Here is a 20261-nt window from a genome sequence, read left to right as displayed (position 1 = left end):
ACACTGCTGCCGATTATTTTCACACGACAGAAGATTATGTTCATTTTTGCAGGTCAGGAAATTGAGACGGATAACGACGGTTATCTGAAAGAGAGCAGCCAGTGGAGCGAACCGCTGGCGGAGAAAATTGCGGAAAACGAAGGCATTACCCTTTCCCCTGAACACTGGGAAGTGGTGCGTTTCGTTCGTGAATTCTATCTTGAATTCAACACCTCTCCGGCTATCCGCATGCTGGTCAAGGCGATGGCGAACAAATTTGGTGAAGAGAAAGGCAACAGCCGCTACCTGTATCGTTTGTTCCCAAAAGGCCCGGCAAAACAGGCGACCAAAATCGCCGGCCTGCCAAAACCGGTGAAATGCATTTAATAGCGAATACCAAAGTTGACGTATTCCCTGCCGGGTTGATACGGTTCGGTTAACACCTTATCAACCCGTGCGCTACGCGGCCCGCCCGCTTTCAGCCACGCCACCAGCTTCTCAAGCTGCTCCGCTTCACCACAGGCGACCACCTCCACGCTGCCGTCATCCATATTACGAGCGTACCCCGTGAGCCCAAGCTGAACCGCCTCACGCTGCGTGCTGTAGCGGAAACCGACGCCCTGAACGTTGCCGTGAACCCAACATCTGACACAATGACAAGGATCTTTTTCCATTATAAGTACCTCAAATCTGATAGCTTAAGTAAGCTTAGTACTCAACCGTTACTCTCTCACAAGCCACGTGCGGACATTATTAACGCAGCGTTTTGGGTAAACAGCCGTAATGCTGTCGGAAACGAGCAGTAAAACGGGAGCTGGAAAGATACCCGCATTGTATTGCGATTTCACCGATGGGCAATCGGGTAGACTGCAACTGCGACAGTGCTACGGACATCCGAACCTCCTCCACGATTTGCCGAAAACTTTGCGATTCCTCGCGTAATCGCCTGCGTAACGTCGGCACGCTTAATGCCAGGCGGCTGGCGACATCCTGTGCGGTCCATGACCTGCCGGGAGACAGCATGATGAACTGCCGCACCTGCTCTGTCAGGTTAACATTTCGCTCAATGAGAAGCGGTCCTGCGACGCCATCATGCATTAACGCCAGCAAGAGGCCGAAAGCCTGATGTTTTTGCAACTCTTCCGGTAAATCATGGCGCACAGCGTGCAGCAAGGTATCCCACATAAAGGCCAACCCTTCGCTCAGCGGCGCACATAAAGAGTTTAGCGTTGTACGCGGCCAGGATTTCAGATGACGCGTTTTAAATTCCGCGATGATCTCGGGTGACAACATCAACAGGTCTGAATGAAATAATCCCTGCGCAGGCTGATTAATAATCTCCATTGGCGTATTTGCCGGAATAATGATTAATTCATCGGACGTTGCAACGTTGCGGCTCTCGTCCTGAATAATGACCTTGCTTCCATGCGTAATATGGCAGATAGCCGGATAAAATAGTTTTACATGATGCAGACGATGCATTTTTCTGGCACTCACCTCACCAGCGGTCAAATGTTTGTGTTGAAAATGAAAGTCCTGCACCGTGCCACCTTTATCTTCCATATGTTGCGGTTAATTGTGCTTTTTCCAGGGCGTGGCTGTTAAGCATAAAGCCGACCAATGCACCACTGGCATTTTTATCGACAGGGAGTTTATCCGCATCCAGGGCCCAGACGGTAAACTGGTAACGGTGAGGTTTGTCTCCTTCAGGTGGACATGCCCCCCCAAATCCAGAATAACCGAAATCATTCCGTCCCTGCACAGCCCCGGCAGGTAATTTCTCGTTATTCTGGTTCCCTGCCCCCGCAGGAAGATTCAGCGTTTGCACCGGAATATTGACCACTGTCCAGTGCCACCAACCGCTTCCGGTGGGCGCATCCGGATCAAATACCGTAATAGCAAAACTTTTCGTACCTGATGGCGGATTTTTCCATTCAAGTTGCGGAGATTCGTTGCCTCCATGACAGCCAAATCCCTCAAAAACCTGATGTTGCGTTAATTGATGGCCGCCGGGAATATCCCGGCTACTGATGCTGAAAGATGATGCGGCTGAAACATTAACACTCATAATGGTCAGGGCACTTACTGCTATTGCAACGCGCTTTTTCATTTGTGTTTCCTTTGGTGAGCGGGAAGCAACAATGTAAAGCCCGTTGCGATTTTGTAGTGTGCCTAAGCGATTTTATTTTGTGCCGAAACGCTCACAGGTATCCGCAGATGATTGCGTCTTACCTTCTGTGCTAATCTACGCGCCATTTCATTGGAATCGACAGAATAGCAAATTATGAGTGTACGTTTAGTGTTAGCCAAAGGGCGTGAGAAGTCATTACTGCGCCGCCATCCCTGGGTCTTCTCCGGCGCGGTTGCCCGTATGGAAGGCAAAGCCAGCCTCGGTGAAACCATCGATATCGTTGACCATCAGGGGAAATGGTTAGCGCGTGGCGCATACTCACCTGCGTCCCAGATCCGCGCTCGCGTCTGGACGTTCGATAAAGATGAAACCATTGACATCGACTTCTTTGTCCGCCGCCTGCAGCAAGCTCAGCAGTGGCGTGAATGGCTGGCAAAACGTGACGGTCTGGACAGCTATCGCCTGATTGCCGGTGAGTCCGACGGCTTGCCTGGCGTGACCATTGACCGCTTTGGCAACTTCCTGGTGCTGCAACTCCTGAGCGCAGGTGCAGAATACCAGCGTGCCGCGCTGATTAGCGCCCTGCAATCGCTGTTCCCGGAATGCGCTATTTACGACCGCAGTGACGTGGCCGTGCGTAAAAAAGAGGGAATGGAGCTGACTCAGGGCCCAGTGACGGGCGAAGTGCCGCCAGCCCTGCTGCCTATCGAAGAACACGGCATGAAGCTGTTGGTCGATATTCAGGGTGGCCATAAAACGGGCTATTACCTCGATCAGCGTGACAGCCGCCTGGCGACCCGCCAGTACGTTGCCGACAAACGCGTGCTGAACTGCTTCTCCTACACTGGCGGTTTTGCGGTATCGGCCCTGATGGGCGGTTGCCGTCAGGTGGTCAGCGTGGATACGTCGCAGGAAGCACTGGATGTGGCGAAACAGAACGTTGAGCTGAACAAGCTGGATCTCAGCAAAGCTGAATTTATTCGCGATGACGTTTTCAAACTGCTGCGCAAATACCGCGATCAGGGAGAGAAATTCGACGTTATCGTTATGGATCCACCAAAATTTGTGGAAAACAAAAGCCAGCTGATGGGCGCGTGCCGTGGATATAAAGACATCAACATGCTGGCTATCCAGCTGCTGAACCCGGGCGGCGTGTTGCTCACCTTCTCCTGCTCTGGCCTGATGACCACAGATTTATTTCAGAAAATCATCGCCGATGCCGCAATAGATGCTGGTCGTGATGTACAATTTATAGAGCAGTTCCGTCAGGCCGCCGATCATCCGGTGATCGCTACCTACCCGGAAGGGCTGTATCTGAAAGGGTTTGCCTGTCGCGTCATGTAACTTGAAAAGAGAAATATTGCCCACACATGGTGTGTAAGTAATGTTTCCCGGGAGGTGACTATGATTGCCAGCAAATTCGGTATCGGCCAACAGGTCCGCCACACCTTGCTTGGATATTTGGGTGTGGTCGTGGATATCGACCCGGAGTATTCCCTTGATGAACCGTCAGCGGATGAGCTGGCGGTTGACGCAGAGCTTCGCGCCGCGCCCTGGTACCATGTGGTCATGGAAGGCGATGATGGACAACCCGTCCATACCTATCTTGCCGAAGCGCAGCTGAGCGGTGAACTGCAGGATGAGCATCCGGAACAACCCACGATGGACGAACTTGCTCAGACTATCCGTAAACAGCTACAGGCTCCTCGCCTGCGGAACTAAGCGTATAAAAAAGCCCGGTAACGGGCTTTTTTTATTGTTATTTTGCCAGCCCCAGTCGGGGGATCTCAATCGCCGGGCATCGGTCCATCACCACCGCCAGCCCAGCCTCACGCGCCAGCACCGCGGCCTGCTCGTTAATGACACCCAGTTGCATCCACAGCGTTTTTGCACCAATGGCAATGGCCTCCTGGGCAACGCCCCATGCAGCCTCGGAATTACGGAAAACATCCACCATATCCACTTTTTCCGGTATGTCATTTAGCGTGGCATATCCCGGCTGGCCCAGTAGCGTTTTACCGGCAACTTTCGGCGAAACAGGGATAACATGGTAGCCCTGATCGAGAAGGTATTTCATCACCCGATAGCTTGGACGATCGGGTTTATCACTCGCCCCCACCAGCGCAATTGTGCGCGTAGACGTCAAAATCCCGGCAATATCGTTCTCTTTCATGGTCTTTCTCCTGGCTTTTTTCAAAGTGTACGTCAAACCGGACATCTCAACCATCCATCCCACACAGATGTATGAGGGCAAAACGGTGGAATATGTCTATATGTTAGTAAACATGATTATCGAAAAATTTAGATACATTATTACGATGAAAGTAATTTCAACAGGAGCACCCTATGAAAATCGGTATTGCCTCTGCTGTGATTGCGTTAGTAATGCCGGTTTGCGTCTTTGCAACCACGCTGCGGCTTTCTACCGACATTGATCTGCTGGTGCTGGACGGTAAAAAAGTTTCCAGTTCATTACTGCGCGGTGCAGACAGCATCGAACTTGATAACGGGCCACATCAGGTGGTATTTCGGGTAGAAAAAACGATCCGCCTTACTAATCATGAACAGAGTACGTACATCTCCCCACCGCTGATTGTCAGCTTTAACACCCAGCGAATCAGCCAGGTTAATTTTAACCTGCCGCGCCTTGAAACCGAAAAAGAGTCTGCGGCCTTTGATTCCTCACCGCGCATTGAGTTGCTGGATGGGGATTCGATGCCGATCCCGGTCAAGCTGGATATTCTGGCGTTAACGAAATCACCGAAGGACACAAATTACGAAGCCGATACGGAAATTTATAACAAAGCTGGTAAACGCGCTTCTCTTCCCCAGTTTGCAACCATGATGGCAGACGACAGTACATTGTTATCCGGGGTATCGGAGCTGGATGTTATTCCTCCTCAGTCCCAGACGCTTACGGAGCAACGTTTAAAATTCTGGTTCCAGCAGGCCGACCCCGATACGCGGGCCCGCTTTTTACAATGGGCGAAGCAACAGCCTTCGTCGTAAGCCACATTTTTTTCTCCTCCCTCTTGCAGCAAAAGGCGGTTCCCGTCATCGTGTAGCCAGTTAACCCGACGGACGAGATTATGGAACTGACAACACGCACGCTCCCGGAACGCAAACACATTGCCCTGGTTGCGCACGATCACTGTAAACAAATGCTGCTCAACTGGGTTCGCCGCCATCAGCCATTGCTGGAAAAGCACGTCCTTTCGGCAACGGGCACCACCGGTAACCTGATTCACCGCGAAACGGGTCTGGAAGTCAATGCCATGCTGAGCGGCCCAATGGGTGGCGATCAACAAGTTGGCGCACAGATTTCGGAAGGAAAAATTGATGTTCTGATTTTCTTCTGGGATCCGCTGAATGCGGTTCCGCACGACCCGGATGTAAAGGCGCTGCTGCGTCTTGCCACGGTGTGGAATATTCCGGTGGCGACAAACCTGTCCACGGCAGATTTCATCATTGAGTCGCCGCAGTTCAACTCACCGGTTGAGATCCTGATCCCGGATTATCCGCGCTATCTGGCTGAAAGATTGAAGTAAACGGTATTGCCGGGTGACGGTTTCGCCTTGCCCGGCCTACAAAAACCCGCCCTTTTGCCTTACGGCTTCCTCGCCAGCGGCACATCAATACTCTTCAGAATATCAACAAACGTTGATGGCTCATCTTTACTGAACAGCAGCCACACGCGATGACGTGCGCGGGTTAGCGCTACATACAGAAGACGGCGCTCCTCCGCATCCGGGAAATCTTCCGGTGCTGGCAGTAACGCCTGCTCCATTACCGATTCGCGGGCCGGGGCCGGAAAACCGTCGCTGCCCTCTTTTAGCCCTGCCACAATCACATAATCGGCCTGCTGTCCTTTGCTGGCGTGGATGGTCATAAAATCGAGCTTCAGCTTCGGCCAGCGGGTGGCGGCTTTTTCCAGCGCGGCCGGTTTAAGATGGTGATAACGCGCCAGTACCAGAATACGTTCATCAGGCTTTGCATAGCCGCTGAGTTTGTCCAGAAGCGACTCCAGCTGGTCGTCTGCCAGCAGGGTGACTGCTTTTTTATCCCCTGGCGTGAGGCTATTAAGCGGCTTGGCCAACTGGTGGGGGTTTTGCTGAATAAAGCGGTTGGCAATTTCACCAATTCGGGAATTGAAACGGTAGGTCGTGTCCAGATCGCTGCGATCGCCTTCACCAAAATAGTGGTGGAATGCCGTCGTAAGTGAGAGCTGTGCGCCGCTGAAGCGATAGATAGCCTGCCAGTCATCGCCCACGGCAAACAGCGACGTATGCTTATTTTGCGCCCGTAACGCCGCCAGTAGTGCGGCACGTTGCGGAGAGATGTCCTGGAATTCATCCACAAGGATATGTTTCCACGGACTCACAAAGCGCCCTTTTTCCAGAATAATAATGGCCTGGTGAATCAAACCAGAGAAATCGACGGCATTTTCGTCTTTTAACGCCGTTTTCCAGGCTTTCAGCAACGGTGCCATTAATTTGACGCGCTTTGAAAACACGGCGCGGATCGCCTCCGGTGCGCTTTCAATCATCTCCGCCTGAGAGCCGCCGTGCATACGCATCAGGCTCACCCAGCGTTCGAGGCGCGAGCCCAGTCGGCGTGCCAGTTTTTCATCCTGCCAGAAGCTGCCCTCCGGGACATCCCAGAGCAGTTCCTCCTCCAGCCACTGACGCCACCCCTTTGCCTGCGCCTTTTTTTCACTGCACTGCTGCCGCCACGTTTTAATAAATAACGCCTGGCGCGCCTGGGCGTCATTTTCCAGTTTGCTGATGGACGGTACTTTTTTGCTGCCCTGCTGGATAATATGCAGCGCAAGGGCATGGAACGTTCTGGCGGTGATATCCTGCGTGTGCAGACGTTCCTGAATACGTTCGTCCATCTCCTGCGCCGCCTTGCGGCCAAATGCCAGGAGTAAAATCTGATCGGCAACGGCTTCACCGGTTGTCAAAAGCCAACCCGCACGTGCCACCAGCACCGACGTTTTGCCGCTCCCGGCTCCTGCCAGTACCAACAACGATTGTTCGCCATTCACCACGGCACGCGCCTGCGCGGGATTGAGCGGTGACGATTCGATGGTGCTGAAGAAATCGGCATACTGGCTGAGCATGGCGTTAGTCCACGCCTGGTTATGCGCCAGCCGGCTTTTATCAATATCGCTCAGCCAGGCCTGACACTGTTGCCAGGCGTCACGGCAATTCTCAAACTCATTGAGACGCGTCACGGGTAACGGCAGCGCCGTGAGCGCCTGCCTGATCTTTTGCTGCAATCCGGCAGTTTGCTGGCGGGTCAGCCACTTTTGTTGCTCGTTACTCTGTGCAATGTCGTCCAGTACCTGTTGCAGCACCTGGGCTGCAATAACGCTCATGTCATGGCTCCACTGCTGCCAGAGCGTATTCAGATGATGGTGGAAGCGCTGGGTTTCTGCCCACTCGGTGCCGTGGAGGCGCACGACTTTATCGGCAGGCAAAACAAACTCCAGCTCCCCCCACACCAGCCCGCGTTTGCAATGGATCGCCAGAAGCTGGTTAAACGGAATGAGATATTCGTGGCGTTCACCGGAGACTTTCACTCCCGCATTCAGGAGGACCACCTTGTCATATGGGTGTTGCGCCAGGCGTTTGCCTAATGAAGTTGCTTTCAGTTCCATGTCCAGCTAAATCCACGAAGAGATAATTTACCTGACAGTTTAACTGCCAGTTTTAAGGTGCTCCAGCCTAAAAAAACGTTACAATCAGTGGGCGTTAATCATATCGAAAGGAACTGAGGGTTTATGCGTACCGTTCTGAATGTTTTGAATTTTGTGCTGGGCGGTTTTGCCACCACCCTTTCCTGGCTTTTTGCCACGCTGGTAAGCATCGTATTTATTTTTACACTCCCGCTGACCCGCTCCTGCTGGGAAATCACCAAACTCTCATTTATTCCTTATGGGAATGAGGCTGTCCACGTAGACGAACTGAACCCGGAGGGGAAAAACGCGCTGATGAACACGGGCGGCACCGTGCTGAACGTTTTGTGGCTGGTTTTCTTCGGCTGGTGGTTATGCCTGATGCATATTTTTGCGGGTATTGCACAGTGCGTGACAATTATTGGTATTCCGGTGGGGATCGCGAACTTTAAGATCGCCGCCATTGCCCTGTGGCCCGTCGGGCGCAGAGTCGTTCCGGTAGAAGTGGCACAAGCAGCGCGTGAAGCGAATGCGCGTCGTCGTTTTCAGTAAATAAGGACTGGCCGCGCTCATGCTAAGCCCACTGCTTCGCCGTTACACCTGGAACAGCACCTGGCTTTACAACGTCAGGATTTTTATCGCGCTCTGTGGCACCGTTGCGCTGCCGTGGTGGCTGAATGACGTAAAGCTCACCATCCCACTCACACTGGGGGTCGTGGCGGGAGCGCTGGCAGACCTTGACGACCGGCTGGCCGGGCGTCTGCGTAACCTGGTTATCACCCTTGTTTGTTTCTTCATTGCCTCCGCCTCCGTTGAACTGCTGTTTCCGTGGCCCTGGCTGTTTGCCTTAGGCCTTACGCTTTCAACCAGTGGGTTTATTTTGCTTGGCGGTCTTGGGCAGCGCTATGCCACTATCGCGTTTGGTGCCTTGCTGATTGCCATTTACACGATGCTGGGTGTTTCACTTTACGAGCAGTGGTACCAGCAACCTATTCTGCTGTTGCTGGGTGCTATCTGGTATAACCTGCTGACATTAACCGGGCATCTCATCTTTCCGGTTCGAGCTCTGCAGGATAATCTCGCCCGCAGCTATGAGCAGTTGGCCCACTACCTCGAACTAAAATCCAGGCTGTTTGACCCGGATATTGAAGAGGAAAGCCAGGCACCGCTTTACGATCTGGCGCTGGCAAACGGCCAACTGGTTGCCACCTTAAACCAGACCAAAGCCTCATTGCTTACCCGCCTGCGCGGCGATCGCGGCCAGCGCGGCACACGAAGAACGCTACACTACTACTTTGCCGCCCAGGATATTCATGAACGTGCCAGTTCCTCACACGTTCAGTATGCCGCCCTGCGCGAGAAGTTCCGCTACAGTGACGTGATGTTCCGCTTCCAGCGCTTACTGTCCATGCAGTCTCAGGCCTGCCAACAGCTGGCGCGCTCCATTTTGCTGCGTACCCCCTATCAGCATGACCCCCGTTTTGAACGTGCGTTTAACCATCTTGATGCAGCAATCGATCGCGTACAGGCCAGCGGAACCTCGCCAGAACATATCAAAGCACTGGGTTTTCTACTCAATAACCTACGGGCAATTGATGCCCAGCTGGCAACCATTGAGTCCGAGCAGGCGATGGCCCTGGCGGGTAATGATGCGGAAAATCAGCTTGCTGATGACAGCGTTCACAGCTTTAGTGACATGTGGTTACGGCTGAGCCGCAACTTTACGCCGGAATCAGCACTCTTTCGCCATGCGGTGAGGATGTCGCTGGTGCTGTGCGTGGGGTATGCGTTTATCCAGATAACCGGGTTACAGCACGGTTACTGGATCCTGCTCACCAGTCTGTTTGTTTGCCAGCCAAACTATAATGCCACCCGACACCGTCTTGCGCTGCGTATTATTGGTACGCTGGTGGGCGTCGCTATCGGGCTGCCGGTGCTGTGGTTCGTGCCTTCCGTTGAGGGGCAGCTTATCCTGATAGTGATCACCGGTGTGCTGTTCTTCGCCTTTCGTAATGTGCAGTACGCCCATGCCACCATGTTCATCACGCTGCTGGTATTACTGTGCTTTAACCTGTTGGGTGAAGGGTTTGAAGTTGCCCTGCCCCGCGTGCTCGATACGCTGATTGGCTGTGCTATCGCCTGGGCGGCGGTCAGCTTTATTTGGCCTGACTGGCGTTTTCGTAATTTACCGCGCGTGTCAGACAGGGCGATGAATGCAAACTGCCGCTACCTCGATGCCATCCTTGAGCAATACCACCAGGGGCGCGATAACCGACTGGCTTACCGTATCGCCCGCCGCGATGCGCATAACAGCGATGCTGAACTCGCCTCGGTGGTCTCTAACATGTCAACGGAACCTCACGCCACGGCAGAAATTCGCGAAACGGCATTCCGCATGCTCTGCCTGAACCATACTTTTACCAGCTACATTTCTACGCTGGGCGCTCACCGCGAGAAACTGACAAACCCGGGTATTCTCGCCCTGCTGGATGATGCCGTCTGCTACGTAGATGATGCACTTCATCATCTACCTGCCGATGAACCACGGGTTCAACAGGCGCTGGATGAACTGTCTCAACGCATTGCGCATCTTGACCCGGGTAGCGACAGCAAAGCACCGCTGGTTCTTCAGCAGATTGGCCTGCTTATTGCCCTGCTGCCTGAAATTTGCCGACTGCAACAGCAAATCGCTACCTGGAGGAGTGATTCTCCTGTGGCTCAGGCAACGCATTAAACCACTCCGTCAGCTCCCGGCGAATGACCGCCGGGAGCGCCGCCTCATGCATACCGGTGATCGCCCCTTCAAGCGCAAACAGGACTTTCACACTCAGATCTTTGTTTTTCATCCGGATCTTCAGCCAGCTGGCTCTGGCTCCCAACGCTCGTAGCGTTTCCTCATTTGTAATACCGGCTTCGAAGAGCAGAACTTCAAGCTGGAACGTCAGGTTTGGCAGATCCTTAAGACGGTGGCGCTGGTGACGCTGGGAGCGCTCTTTTCTTGCCGCATCGAGTGCAAAAGAGGAAAGCTGAAGCAGCCGTTCTCTGTCCTGCCAGAGTCCGTCATCGACACGATAATAGTTGAGAAGCACCGGACGCCCCCGTTTCATTAACGTCAAAAAAGAAGAGGTGTGTTTTACACAGTACTTAGCACTTTGTTCACAGGCCCGAAGGTAAAGCTCACCCTCTGAAACCATCGCGAAGACGGCATCATCCACGGCAAGGGTATACCCACCGAAAAGTGCACGATGATGAATTTCACCTAATGGGGAGAGGTATTCCTGCGATCTATAAATCCGATCATAAGATATCTTTTTCATGATATTTCCCTTAAAAATCATAAAATAACAACGAAATTTCTTACTAGCGGATCCGTTAGCAGAAAAATAGGCAACTTATCGCCGTTGAGCAAGATGATTTTTCCGGACACGCCAAGAATGAATGAATTTTGCGAGTCGCTTTCCGAAAATGAGGTTGATCTTTATGCATACAGGGGTTACTGTATATTCATACAGTAAATACAGGGCTGGAATGAATATGTACACTTCAGGCTACGCAAATCGCTCAACATCTCTTTCTTCTACCGCAGGCAATGTCGCGCAGAATTCCGTCGGGCGCGTTTCGACAGGGCTTATCAGTGAAGTGGTTTATCGTGAAGACCAGCCTTTGTTGACTCAACTGTTGTTACTGCCGTTATTACAACAACTTGGCCAGCAATCACGCTGGCAGCTCTGGCTGACGCCGCAACAAAAACTGAGCCGGGAATGGGTTCAGTCCGCTGGCCTGCCGTTGGCGAAGGTCATGCAAATTAATCAACTCTCCCCTTGTGATACGGTTGAGTCGATGATCCGTGCATTACGCACCGGGAATTACAGCGTCGTGATTGGGTGGTTATCAGACGAATTGACGGAAGAGGAACATTTCCGACTGACTGAAGCGGCAGAAGAAGGGAATGCGATCGGGTTTATCATGCGTCCGGTTCGACCAGATTCTCACCGCAGAGGACAACTTTCCGGGCTAAAAATTCACTCAAATTTGTATCATTGAGTAAATTTAAGAGTTTTCCTGGAATTTTTTTCGACACCCGAATGAGGATTTAGTTCCAGAAGCTAAATCTGCGGAAAGGCTTGTCTGGTGCGGTTCTCCTTAATTTTATTGCACAATATCCGTTCAAAAAATGTTAAATAATGACTACACGGAACTTTTTTTTTCATATGCCTGACGGACTTCACACTTGTAAGTTTTCAGCGACGTTGTAGACTTTACATCGCCAGGGGTGCTCGGCCTAAACCGAAGATATCGGTAGATTTATATTTGACCACGCCCCCCGGTGAAGGATTTAACCGTGATTTCTCGAATGAGATTTACATGGCGAATTTTGGATGATAACGAGGCGCAAAAAATGAAAAAGACAGCTATCGCGATTGCAGTGGCACTGGCTGGCTTCGCTACCGTAGCGCAGGCCGCTCCGAAAGATAATACCTGGTATGCAGGTGGTAAACTGGGCTGGTCTCAGTTCCATGATACTGGCTGGTACAACAGCAAACTGAACAACGATGGCCCGACTCACGAGAGCCAGCTTGGTGCAGGTGCGTTCGGTGGCTATCAGGTTAACCCGTATGTTGGTTTTGAAATGGGTTACGACTGGTTAGGTCGTATGCCATACAAAGGCGACACCGTAAACGGCGCTTTCAAAGCACAGGGCGTACAGCTGACCGCTAAACTGGGTTACCCAGTAACTGACGATCTGGACGTGTACACCCGTCTGGGCGGCATGGTATGGCGCGCTGACTCCAGCAACAACCAGATCGGCAGCGATCACGACACGGGTGTTTCCCCAGTATTCGCTGGTGGTGTTGAGTGGGCTGTTACCCGTGACATCGCTACCCGTCTGGAATACCAGTGGGTTAACAACATCGGCGACGCTAACACCGTTGGTGTTCGTCCTGACAACGGCATGCTGAGCGTAGGTGTTTCCTACCGTTTCGGCCAGCAGGAAGAAGCAGCACCAGTTGTTGCTCCAGCGCCGGCTCCAGCTCCAGAAGTACAGACCAAGCACTTCACTCTGAAGTCTGACGTTCTGTTCAACTTCAACAAAGCGACCCTGAAACCAGAAGGTCAGCAGGCACTGAATCAGCTGTACTCCCAGCTGAGCAACCTGGATCCTAAAGACGGTTCTGTAGTGGTTCTGGGCTTCACCGACCGTATCGGTTCTGACGCTTACAACCAGAAACTGTCTGAGAAACGTGCTCAGTCTGTTGTTGATTACCTGATCTCTAAAGGTATCCCAGCTAACAAGATCTCCCCACGTGGTATGGGCGAATCTCACCCAGTTACTGGCAACACCTGTGACAACGTGAAAGCTCGCGCTGCACTGATCGACTGCCTGGCTCCAGATCGTCGCGTAGAGATCGAAGTTAAAGGCATCAAAGACGTTGTAGCTCAGCCAGCGGCATAAGTTATCGTCTTATAAAAAAACCCCGCAATGCGGGGTTTTTTATTGCCAGAAGAAACGCAAAAAGTTACTTTTTGCCGAGCAGAGCCTGAAGATCACTCTTCAGCGTCGACATTTGGCTGGCATACTTCTCTTTATGCTCTGCATCTTCAATTAGCTGTACTACCGTTTCCGACAATGTTTTTCCACGCCTTTGTGCAAGCCCCGCCAGGCGCTGCCAGACAATGAATTCCAGGTCGATTGATTTTTTGCGGGTGTGCTGGTGCTCAGCATTGAAATGCCGTTTTCGACGCGCACGGATAGTTTGCTTCATCCGGTTTAACAGTGCCGGATTGATGTGTTTCGCTATCCAGCCGTTCACCTGTACCGGTTCATTTTCGAGGGTCAGCAAAATATCCACGGCGTCTTGCGCTGCGCTGGCTTCGATGTAGCAGGTGATCAGCTCCCCTTCACGGTGCTTTTTGACCAGGTACTTCCATTTCCAGCCGCTTTCGAGATTTTCCAGTTGTTGATATTTCATTGCGATCTCAGTGTTACCACGTAACTCTGTTCAGAATATCAGTTTTTTAGCAATCTGCTGAAAAGAAATCATATCCTGTGAATGAATGCCGCGGATCCACCTTTCGAAAAAGCCAATCCTGCTTGGGTAGTTCCAACCGCTACGGTATACTCCACGGTTTTACATCTGACTAAAAAACATCAACTTTGACCATTACGAAACTTGCATGGCGTGACCTTGTTCCGGATACCGAGAGTTATCAGGAACTGTTTGCACAGCCAGATCTCGCAAAAGAGCACGAATTCATACTTAGCGATACGCAACCGCGTTTGCATTATGCGCTGGAGCAGGTGTTAAGCCCGTGGGCAACGTCTCCCTTCATGCTGCTCAAAGCCCCGGAAGAAGCGGAGTATTTGACGCTTCTGGGGGATGCCATGCGTCAGTTGCGGCCGGAAACACACTCTGCCTTTGGCGGCCAATATCACATCTCGGGGCATGATATCGCTTTCGAACCGGCAAAACAGGCCGATGGCCGTTTTGCTGTTGAGGGTGAAGTGGTTACCGCCAACTGGGTCGAAGCTGAGCAACTTTTTGGTTGCCTTCGCCAGTTTAACGGTGAGTTATCGCTGCAACCGGGGCTGGTACACCGCGCAAATGGTGGCGTATTAATCATTTCCCTGCGCACCCTGCTTTCCCAGCCGTTATTGTGGATGCGTCTGAAAACCATCGTTAACCAGCAGCGTTTTGACTGGGTTGGCTATGATGAGTCTCGTCCTCTGCCGGTTTCCATTCCGTCCATGCCGCTGTCGCTTACCGTCGTGCTGACGGGCGATCGCGAGTCTCTGGCTGATTTCCAGGAGATGGAGCCAGAACTGGCTGAGCAGGCGGTTTACAGCGAGTATGAAGACAACATCCAGATAGCTGACGCTGATGATATGGCGCAGTGGTGCCAGTGGGTAATGGCCGTTGCAGAACGTTTTGCATTGCCAACCCCTGCAGCTGATGCCTGGCCGGGTTTAATCCGTGAAGCGGTTCGCTATACCGGTGACCAGGAGACACTGCCACTCTGCCCACTCTGGATCGGCAAACAGCTACGTGAAGTGGGTGTTATTAGTGGTGAAGGGTCATTCACCGGGGAACAGCTCACTCAGATGCTTGCCCAGCGCGAGTGGCGCGAAGGTTATCTTGCTGACCGCATGCAGGATGAAATTCTGCTGGAGCAAATTCTGGTAGAGACCGAAGGCGAACGCATCGGGCAGATCAACGCCCTGTCGGTGATTGAGTTTCCGGGACACCCGCGCGCGTTCGGTGAACCTTCCCGTATCAGCTGCGTTGTGCATATCGGTGACGGTGAGTTCACTGACATCGAGCGTAAAGCCGAGCTGGGTGGAAACATTCACGCCAAAGGCATGATGATTATGCAGGCGTTCCTGATGTCAGAGCTTCAGCTTGAGCAGCAAATCCCCTTCTCCGCCTCGCTGACGTTTGAACAGTCTTACAGTGAGGTTGACGGTGATAGCGCCTCTATGGCAGAGCTGTGCGCCTTAATCAGCGCTCTGGCGGAAGTGCCGATCAACCAGAACATCGCGATTACCGGCTCAGTCGATCAGTTTGGCCGTGCTCAGCCTGTTGGTGGCCTGAACGAGAAAATTGAAGGTTTCTTCTCTATTTGCCAGCAGCGCGGACTAAACGGTAAGCAAGGTGTCATTATTCCGGCCCCTAACGCGCGCCATTTAAGCCTCAGCCAGGCGCTTCTGGATGCGGTAGAACAGGAACAATTCACCCTCTGGGCCATTGAAGGTATTGAGGATGCACTACCCTTACTGACAAACCTGGTATGGGATGGCGAAGGGCAAACTACCCTGATGCAGACTATCCAGGAGCGCATTGCGCAGGCAACACAGCAGGATGCTCGTCACCGTTATCCGTGGCCGTTACGCTGGTTGAGTTGGTTTAGTCCGAACTGATCGGACTTGTTCAGCGTACACGTGTTAGCTATCCTGCGTCCTTCACTAAAATAAGGCTTACTGAGAACATGGTAGATAAACGCGAATTCTATACAAAAGAAGACCTTCTTGCCTCTGGTCGCGGTGAACTGTTTGGCGCGAAAGGCCCACAGTTACCGGCCCCGAACATGCTGATGATGGATCGTGTCGTGAAAATGACCGAAACCGGCGGCAACTTCGATAAGGGTTACGTAGAAGCAGAACTCGATATCAACCCGGACCTGTGGTTCTTCGGTTGCCACTTTATTGGCGATCCGGTAATGCCTGGCTGTCTGGGCCTCGATGCCATGTGGCAGCTGGTTGGTTTCTACCTGGGCTGGCTCGGTGGTGAAGGCAAAGGCCGCGCACTGGGCGTAGGCGAAGTGAAATTCACGGGTCAGGTTCTGCCTTCTGCGAAGAAAGTCACCTACCGTATCCACTTCAAGCGCGTTGTTAACCGTCGTCTGATTATGGGCCTGGCGGATGGTGAAGTGCTGGTAGACGGTCGTCTGATTTACACTGCGAACGACCTGAAAGTGGGTCTGTTCCAGGACACCTCTGCTTTCTGATTAGCGCGTTAGCCGCTTCAGAAAGGCGAAACCTCCGCACTGCGGAGGTTTCTTTTTTTAAAGAGACGCTATCAAGCAAGTACTGCCCTGTCTCCGATGGCTTCTCGCCAGCCCCCTAACCATTGAGACCTTTGATTCAAAGTCTGATAGGGACACATTTCTTTAGAACGTCCGGCGATGCCAGCCTGATAACCACGTTGATGAGCCCTTTCCAGGCGATCTCGTTTCTGTCTCTTCATGCCTCGTTTCCCTCATTCTTTTGTCTGGTGGAAAGAAAACAGTGATTGCAAAGTGTGCAACCACAGATAACGAATACCCTGAATCCGCCCCAGCGTCAATGTTGAAAATTCATACTGGTGTCATATTTGTGAGCTATACGGAAGATCATTTGTACAAAAAATGTGACATGGCACAAGTAACAATCTGAAGGCAAAACGAAAAAAAAGCCGCAATCAGAGAAACCCTGACAGCGGCTTTTGTCGATGAATTTTACTTATGGAAGCCGGGAAATTTCTCGGGCAATGCTGGTCGACTCTTGCGCCCAGCCCTGTGCCAGAACCTTGACCATTTCATCGTAACCATCTTTTTGCTGCTTCATTTCAAGATGGAAAGGACGTTTAATCAGCTGTCCCTGATGGTTCAGCAGCCACTCACCGCTGACCACAACGTTGCCGTCATAGCGACCGTGGAAGCCGGTCACGGTCACATTCAGCGTATCCTGGTCAGTACCGAGCGGCTGTGAAGCAACCACCCAGCCAGGCAGCTGGCTACCCAGATTCGCCACCAGCGTATTACGTAGCTGTTGATCCAGCGGGCTTGCCCACAGGTTATTTGAGGCAATGACATACTGTACATCGCTGGTCTGGTAGACCACACCGTTACCCGCCAGATAATCCGGTACCGCAACCTGTTCAACCCACAGCAGACGGTTTCCCTGGCTGGCCGTGCTTTGCCCCCCGTTCTGCGTAGCAAGAGGCAACTGATAGTAGCTCTTGTTCTCTACACCCGAACTGCACGCCGTCAAAAGCAGAGCGCCAACAATCAATAGCCACTTATTCATTCTTTTGCCCTCTTCGGCTCAGGATCCTTTTTATCTTTCGCTTCAAACACCAGTGCGTTGCTCTTCTCGTTAAGCGTTTTCAGAACGGGCTGCAGTTCACGCAAGACCTGATCAAGACGTTGCATATCTGCCACCATCTTGTTGTATGCCGCCGAACCCGGCTGGAAGCCCTGCATACTGCGGTTAAGTTCACGCAGCGTTTTCTGCATATCCTGCGGCAGCTGCTGCATGGACTGGCTTGCAGTGATCTTGTTGATGTTATCCAGCGTGGTTTGCAGACGGCGCATCGTCGCCTGACTTTCGCTCAGTGAGTTTGTTGCCGCTTCAATCATCGGATTCAATGGCAGATTGTTAATCTTATCCAGTGTTTCCATCAGACGCTGCTGTATCTGCGCCAGACCGCTGCTGACCGTTGGAATGATCTTGTAACCACCAAATTCGCGGATACCCGTCATCGCAGGTGCTTTAGGATAGAAGTCCATATCCACATACAGCGCACCGGTCACCAGGTTGCCAGTCTTCAGCGACCCGCGCAGACCACGTTCCATCAGTTGGGAGATATGCGTACCAATATCCTGATTTTCACCAATCTGATTAACCAGACGCTCAGGCTCAATGCGAATCAGAACCGGAATGCGGTAATCATCATCCAGCATCTGCTGAAGTCCCGGTACGAAGAAGGGGACTTGTCCCACCGTACCCAGACGAATTCCGCGGAACTCAACCGGTGCACCAGGTTGCAGACCACGTACGGAATCTTTGAAGAACATCAGGAAATCAACGTGATCGGTGTATAGCGCATCCTGAATGCTTTTTTGATCGTCAAAGAGTCGGAAGGCCGTATTCTCAGCAACCGGCTGCCCCAGCTCCAGGCCTTCGGGTACGTCAAAACTCACCCCACCACCAAACAGCGTTGTCAGCGACCCCATTTCAACACGCATGCCAGCGGAGGTGAGATCCACTGCGATACCGCTGTCTTTCCAGAAACGAACATTGCTGGTGACCAGCCGATCGTTGGGTGCGTTGATGAACAGCTGATAGCTGATAGCTCTTTTCTGCGGGTCAAAGGTACTTTTCTCAACCGAACCGACGCGATAACCGCGGAACAGCACCGGATCACCCGCCGTTAACTGGCCCGCTTTTTTGCTGTCGAGGATCACGCGGATACCTTTCGCATCAGGCGGTGCAAGTGGTGGAGAATCAAGAAGCTGGTATTTCCCCGGCGCATTCCCTTTAGAGCCCGGCTGCAGTTCAATATAGGCACCAGACAACAGCGTACCTAAGCCGCTGATCCCTTCTCGCCCGACCTGCGGCTTAACCACCCAGAAAACCGAATCACTGTGCAGGAGTTTTTCCATACCCGCATTCAACCGCGCCTTGATTTCAACATGCGTTAAATCGTCGGTCAGGATTGCGCTTTCAACGACACCCACATCCACACTACGGCTCTTGATGGTCGTTTTACCGCCCTCAATCCCCTCAGCATTGGTGGTAATAAGCGTCACTTCCGGTCCCTGATGGCTGTAATGATAAAACAGGATCCATGCACCGATCAGCGCAGTCACGATGGGGAAAATCCACACCGGTGACCAGTTCTTGACCTTCTGCACTTTCGCCTCTCCACTCTTATTTTCCATGCTCTTACTCTTCCTCATGGCTTGATTCAGGCTCACGATCCCACGATAAACGAGGGTCGAAGGTCATGGCCGCAAACATGGTCATAATCACGACCAGTGCAAACATTGATGCCCCCATCGCCGGATAAATACTCATCAATCCGCCCATCCGCACCAGTGCAGAGAGAACGGCAATAACAAACACGTCAATCATTGACCAGCGTCCGACAAACTCGACCACTTCATAGATCAGGTGCATTCGTTCGCTGTCGCGTTTTCCGTGCCCTTTTGCATCCCAGCAGAGCCACGCAATCGCGATCATTTTCAAGGTTGGCACCATAATACTGGCGATGAAGATAACGCCGGCGACAGGATAAGACCCTTCCCCCCACAGCAATATCACCCCGGCCAGGATCGTCGAGGGCATTTTGTCGCCGAGCAAATCAGTTATCATAATCGGCAAAATATTGGCGGGCAGATAAAGCATAATGGACGTCACCAGCAGCGCCATTGTCCACTGCAGGCTATTTTTACGGCGCACATGACCTTTCGTTTCGCAGCGCGGACACACGTCCAGATCTGCCGGCAGCACAGCGGTGCAGCACGGGCAAGAACGAAGCCCCTGACGGATACCTGGCACACCCACTTTCACCGTCTGCGCCAGCGTGGGAGCTGGTGCAATATCGTCCCACGCCCAGCGCCGGTCAACGCACTGGAAAGCGCGTAACTGCAGTACGCAGTACAGGCACCAGGGAATAAAGCTACTGCCAATCCCAACGTCACCGTAAGCCATCAGCTTCACGAAGCTGACCAGAATACCGGCCAGAAAAATCTCGGCCATCCCCCAGCTTTTTAACTGGAACAGGATCCGTGCAAGTTTAATCTTAAGGGAAGATGGCATCCGGACACGGTTGACCAGAAGCAGGATCACCACCAGACAAAACGCCGGGACAATCTGTACGAAGAGCAGGAAAAAGGTGCCAAGACTGCGTAATCTTCTGAGAACATCACGCCCGGGATTTCGAGTAAATCCACCTGGCTGGTGATCCCTCCCACCTTCATATAAATGAAGGGGAAGAGATTGGAGAGCAACAGCATAAACAATGCTGCCAGAGCATAAGCAGTGGGACGCTGCCGTGGCGCGTCCCACTCGGTTGTCAACGTTGCGCCGCAGCGTGGACACAGTGCTTTATGTCCGTGACCAAGCTCTGGCAACGCCACGAGCATATCGCATTGCGAGCATAATATATGCCTGTCGGCGTGGTGCTGGTCACACATATTTTATCCCTG

21 protein-coding genes and 1 pseudogene are annotated in these 20261 nt (G+C 52.4%); 11 read left to right on the top strand and 11 right to left on the bottom strand.

Annotated features, from left to right (window positions below):
- The first annotated feature begins 36 nt into the window (after positions 1 to 36).
- On the top strand, positions 37 to 366 hold the full coding sequence (tusE, locus tag HV318_RS21985) for a sulfurtransferase TusE (RefSeq protein WP_182274432.1): 330 nt from the start codon (positions 37 to 39) through the stop codon (positions 364 to 366).
- Here tusE and yccX read toward each other — a convergent pair.
- The 3 genes from yccX to HV318_RS21970 form a co-directional block, all read right to left on the bottom strand.
- The gene (gene yccX / locus HV318_RS21980) at positions 363 to 653 is read right to left on the bottom strand and encodes an acylphosphatase (protein WP_182274431.1); all 291 of its coding nucleotides are present in this window, start codon (positions 651 to 653) and stop codon (positions 363 to 365) included. The genes tusE and yccX overlap by 4 nt on opposite strands.
- A 79-nt stretch (positions 654 to 732) precedes the next feature.
- A complete protein-coding gene (locus HV318_RS21975; protein WP_411500186.1) occupies positions 733 to 1542 on the bottom strand; it encodes an AraC family transcriptional regulator in 810 nt (269 codons plus the stop codon).
- Positions 1532 to 2089, bottom strand: coding sequence for a kinase inhibitor (locus tag HV318_RS21970; protein WP_182274429.1), 558 nt, complete (start codon positions 2087 to 2089; stop codon positions 1532 to 1534). Before HV318_RS21970 ends, HV318_RS21975 begins: the two co-directional genes overlap by 11 nt.
- A 174-nt stretch (positions 2090 to 2263) precedes the next feature.
- Between HV318_RS21970 and rlmI the strand changes: the two genes are divergently transcribed.
- Entirely contained in the window at positions 2264 to 3454 is a 1191-nt protein-coding gene (gene rlmI / locus HV318_RS21965; RefSeq protein WP_182274428.1) for a 23S rRNA (cytosine(1962)-C(5))-methyltransferase RlmI, read from the top strand.
- 60 nt (positions 3455 to 3514) lie between these two features.
- Positions 3515 to 3832 (top strand): heat shock protein HspQ, encoded by a 318-nt coding sequence (gene hspQ / locus HV318_RS21960; RefSeq protein WP_006809336.1) that lies wholly within the window; start codon positions 3515 to 3517, stop codon positions 3830 to 3832.
- 37 nt (positions 3833 to 3869) lie between these two features.
- Here hspQ and HV318_RS21955 read toward each other — a convergent pair whose 3' ends face one another.
- A complete protein-coding gene (locus tag HV318_RS21955; protein WP_182274427.1) occupies positions 3870 to 4283 on the bottom strand; it encodes a CoA-binding protein in 414 nt (137 codons plus the stop codon).
- A gap of 173 nt (positions 4284 to 4456) precedes the next feature.
- On the opposite strand from HV318_RS21955, the gene csgI reads away from it, so the two are divergent.
- On the top strand, positions 4457 to 5119 hold the full coding sequence (gene csgI / locus HV318_RS21950; protein ID WP_182274426.1) for a curli synthesis inhibitor: 663 nt from the start codon (positions 4457 to 4459) through the stop codon (positions 5117 to 5119).
- A gap of 80 nt (positions 5120 to 5199) precedes the next feature.
- Positions 5200 to 5658 (top strand): methylglyoxal synthase, encoded by a 459-nt coding sequence (gene mgsA / locus HV318_RS21945; RefSeq protein ID WP_182274425.1) that lies wholly within the window; start codon positions 5200 to 5202, stop codon positions 5656 to 5658.
- 59 nt (positions 5659 to 5717) lie between these two features.
- Here mgsA and helD read toward each other — a convergent pair whose 3' ends face one another.
- Positions 5718 to 7772 carry a DNA helicase IV gene (gene helD / locus HV318_RS21940; RefSeq protein ID WP_182274424.1) on the bottom strand — a complete coding sequence of 685 codons (2055 nt, stop codon included), beginning with the start codon at positions 7770 to 7772 and terminating at the stop codon, positions 5718 to 5720.
- 123 nt (positions 7773 to 7895) lie between these two features.
- Between helD and HV318_RS21935 the strand changes: the two genes are divergently transcribed.
- Both HV318_RS21935 and yccS read left to right on the top strand, forming a co-directional pair.
- Positions 7896 to 8342: a YccF domain-containing protein gene (locus HV318_RS21935; protein WP_182274423.1), complete on the top strand. Its 447-nt coding sequence runs from the start codon at positions 7896 to 7898 to the stop codon at positions 8340 to 8342.
- A gap of 19 nt (positions 8343 to 8361) precedes the next feature.
- The gene (gene yccS, locus HV318_RS21930) at positions 8362 to 10524 is read left to right on the top strand and encodes a YccS family putative transporter (protein ID WP_182274422.1); all 2163 of its coding nucleotides are present in this window, start codon (positions 8362 to 8364) and stop codon (positions 10522 to 10524) included.
- On the opposite strand, the gene HV318_RS21925 is transcribed toward yccS, so the two are convergent.
- On the bottom strand, positions 10481 to 11107 hold the full coding sequence (locus HV318_RS21925; protein ID WP_182274421.1) for a TfoX/Sxy family DNA transformation protein: 627 nt from the start codon (positions 11105 to 11107) through the stop codon (positions 10481 to 10483). The two genes, yccS and HV318_RS21925, sit on opposite strands and share 44 nt — an antisense overlap.
- A 217-nt stretch (positions 11108 to 11324) precedes the next feature.
- On the opposite strand from HV318_RS21925, the gene sulA reads away from it, so the two are divergent.
- Together sulA and ompA are read left to right on the top strand one after the other, a co-directional pair.
- On the top strand, positions 11325 to 11834 hold the full coding sequence (gene sulA, locus HV318_RS21920; RefSeq protein WP_182274650.1) for an SOS-induced cell division inhibitor SulA: 510 nt from the start codon (positions 11325 to 11327) through the stop codon (positions 11832 to 11834).
- Positions 11835 to 12189: 355 nt separating this feature from the next.
- On the top strand, positions 12190 to 13245 hold the full coding sequence (gene ompA, locus HV318_RS21915) for a porin OmpA (protein WP_182274420.1): 1056 nt from the start codon (positions 12190 to 12192) through the stop codon (positions 13243 to 13245).
- A 64-nt stretch (positions 13246 to 13309) separates the two neighbouring features.
- On the opposite strand, the gene matP is transcribed toward ompA, so the two are convergent.
- Positions 13310 to 13762 (bottom strand): macrodomain Ter protein MatP, encoded by a 453-nt coding sequence (gene matP / locus HV318_RS21910; RefSeq protein WP_182274419.1) that lies wholly within the window; start codon positions 13760 to 13762, stop codon positions 13310 to 13312.
- A 185-nt stretch (positions 13763 to 13947) separates the two neighbouring features.
- Between matP and HV318_RS21905 the strand changes: the two genes are divergently transcribed.
- Positions 13948 to 15708 carry an AAA family ATPase gene (locus tag HV318_RS21905; protein WP_182274418.1) on the top strand — a complete coding sequence of 587 codons (1761 nt, stop codon included), beginning with the start codon at positions 13948 to 13950 and terminating at the stop codon, positions 15706 to 15708.
- Positions 15709 to 15776: 68 nt separating this feature from the next.
- Positions 15777 to 16295 carry a bifunctional 3-hydroxydecanoyl-ACP dehydratase/trans-2-decenoyl-ACP isomerase gene (fabA, locus tag HV318_RS21900; protein WP_182274417.1) on the top strand — a complete coding sequence of 173 codons (519 nt, stop codon included), beginning with the start codon at positions 15777 to 15779 and terminating at the stop codon, positions 16293 to 16295.
- A 71-nt stretch (positions 16296 to 16366) separates the two neighbouring features.
- Here fabA and rmf read toward each other — a convergent pair whose 3' ends face one another.
- The 4 genes and pseudogenes from rmf to pqiA all read right to left on the bottom strand — a co-directional run bounded on the left by rmf (position 16367) and on the right by pqiA (position 20249).
- Complete coding sequence (gene rmf, locus HV318_RS21895) at positions 16367 to 16534, bottom strand: ribosome modulation factor (protein WP_010429337.1); 168 nt, start codon at positions 16532 to 16534, stop codon at positions 16367 to 16369.
- A 254-nt stretch (positions 16535 to 16788) separates the two neighbouring features.
- Complete coding sequence (pqiC, locus tag HV318_RS21890) at positions 16789 to 17355, bottom strand: membrane integrity-associated transporter subunit PqiC (protein ID WP_182274416.1); 567 nt, start codon at positions 17353 to 17355, stop codon at positions 16789 to 16791.
- Positions 17352 to 18992, bottom strand: coding sequence for an intermembrane transport protein PqiB (gene pqiB / locus HV318_RS21885; protein ID WP_182274415.1), 1641 nt, complete (start codon positions 18990 to 18992; stop codon positions 17352 to 17354). Before pqiB ends, pqiC begins: the two co-directional genes overlap by 4 nt.
- 4 nt (positions 18993 to 18996) lie before the next feature.
- Positions 18997 to 20249 (bottom strand): annotated as a pseudogene (gene pqiA, locus HV318_RS21880) (membrane integrity-associated transporter subunit PqiA).
- Between the last annotated feature and the right edge of the window lie 12 nt (positions 20250 to 20261).

This window comes from Enterobacter sp. RHBSTW-00901 (assembly GCF_014103115.1).
GTDB classification, from domain to species: domain Bacteria; phylum Pseudomonadota; class Gammaproteobacteria; order Enterobacterales; family Enterobacteriaceae; genus Enterobacter; species Enterobacter cloacae_P.
This window is presented reverse-complemented; position numbering and strand designations above follow the sequence as displayed.

Excerpts from the sequence above, each read along its gene's own strand:
- tusE (WP_182274432.1), top strand. The coding sequence starts at position 37 with ATGTTCATTTTTGCAGGTCAGGAAATTGAGACGGATAACGACGGTTAT.
- yccX (WP_182274431.1), bottom strand. The coding sequence starts at position 653 with ATGGAAAAAGATCCTTGTCATTGTGTCAGATGTTGGGTTCACGGCAAC.
- HV318_RS21975 (WP_411500186.1), bottom strand. The coding sequence starts at position 1,542 with ATGGAAGATAAAGGTGGCACGGTGCAGGACTTTCATTTTCAACACAAA.
- HV318_RS21970 (WP_182274429.1), bottom strand. The coding sequence starts at position 2,089 with ATGAAAAAGCGCGTTGCAATAGCAGTAAGTGCCCTGACCATTATGAGT.
- rlmI (WP_182274428.1), top strand. The coding sequence starts at position 2,264 with ATGAGTGTACGTTTAGTGTTAGCCAAAGGGCGTGAGAAGTCATTACTG.
- hspQ (WP_006809336.1), top strand. The coding sequence starts at position 3,515 with ATGATTGCCAGCAAATTCGGTATCGGCCAACAGGTCCGCCACACCTTG.
- HV318_RS21955 (WP_182274427.1), bottom strand. The coding sequence starts at position 4,283 with ATGAAAGAGAACGATATTGCCGGGATTTTGACGTCTACGCGCACAATT.
- csgI (WP_182274426.1), top strand. The coding sequence starts at position 4,457 with ATGAAAATCGGTATTGCCTCTGCTGTGATTGCGTTAGTAATGCCGGTT.
- mgsA (WP_182274425.1), top strand. The coding sequence starts at position 5,200 with ATGGAACTGACAACACGCACGCTCCCGGAACGCAAACACATTGCCCTG.
- helD (WP_182274424.1), bottom strand. The coding sequence starts at position 7,772 with ATGGAACTGAAAGCAACTTCATTAGGCAAACGCCTGGCGCAACACCCA.
- HV318_RS21935 (WP_182274423.1), top strand. The coding sequence starts at position 7,896 with ATGCGTACCGTTCTGAATGTTTTGAATTTTGTGCTGGGCGGTTTTGCC.
- yccS (WP_182274422.1), top strand. The coding sequence starts at position 8,362 with ATGCTAAGCCCACTGCTTCGCCGTTACACCTGGAACAGCACCTGGCTT.
- HV318_RS21925 (WP_182274421.1), bottom strand. The coding sequence starts at position 11,107 with ATGAAAAAGATATCTTATGATCGGATTTATAGATCGCAGGAATACCTC.
- sulA (WP_182274650.1), top strand. The coding sequence starts at position 11,325 with ATGTACACTTCAGGCTACGCAAATCGCTCAACATCTCTTTCTTCTACC.
- ompA (WP_182274420.1), top strand. The coding sequence starts at position 12,190 with ATGAAAAAGACAGCTATCGCGATTGCAGTGGCACTGGCTGGCTTCGCT.
- matP (WP_182274419.1), bottom strand. The coding sequence starts at position 13,762 with ATGAAATATCAACAACTGGAAAATCTCGAAAGCGGCTGGAAATGGAAG.
- fabA (WP_182274417.1), top strand. The coding sequence starts at position 15,777 with ATGGTAGATAAACGCGAATTCTATACAAAAGAAGACCTTCTTGCCTCT.
- rmf (WP_010429337.1), bottom strand. The coding sequence starts at position 16,534 with ATGAAGAGACAGAAACGAGATCGCCTGGAAAGGGCTCATCAACGTGGT.
- pqiC (WP_182274416.1), bottom strand. The coding sequence starts at position 17,355 with ATGAATAAGTGGCTATTGATTGTTGGCGCTCTGCTTTTGACGGCGTGC.
- pqiB (WP_182274415.1), bottom strand. The coding sequence starts at position 18,992 with ATGGAAAATAAGAGTGGAGAGGCGAAAGTGCAGAAGGTCAAGAACTGG.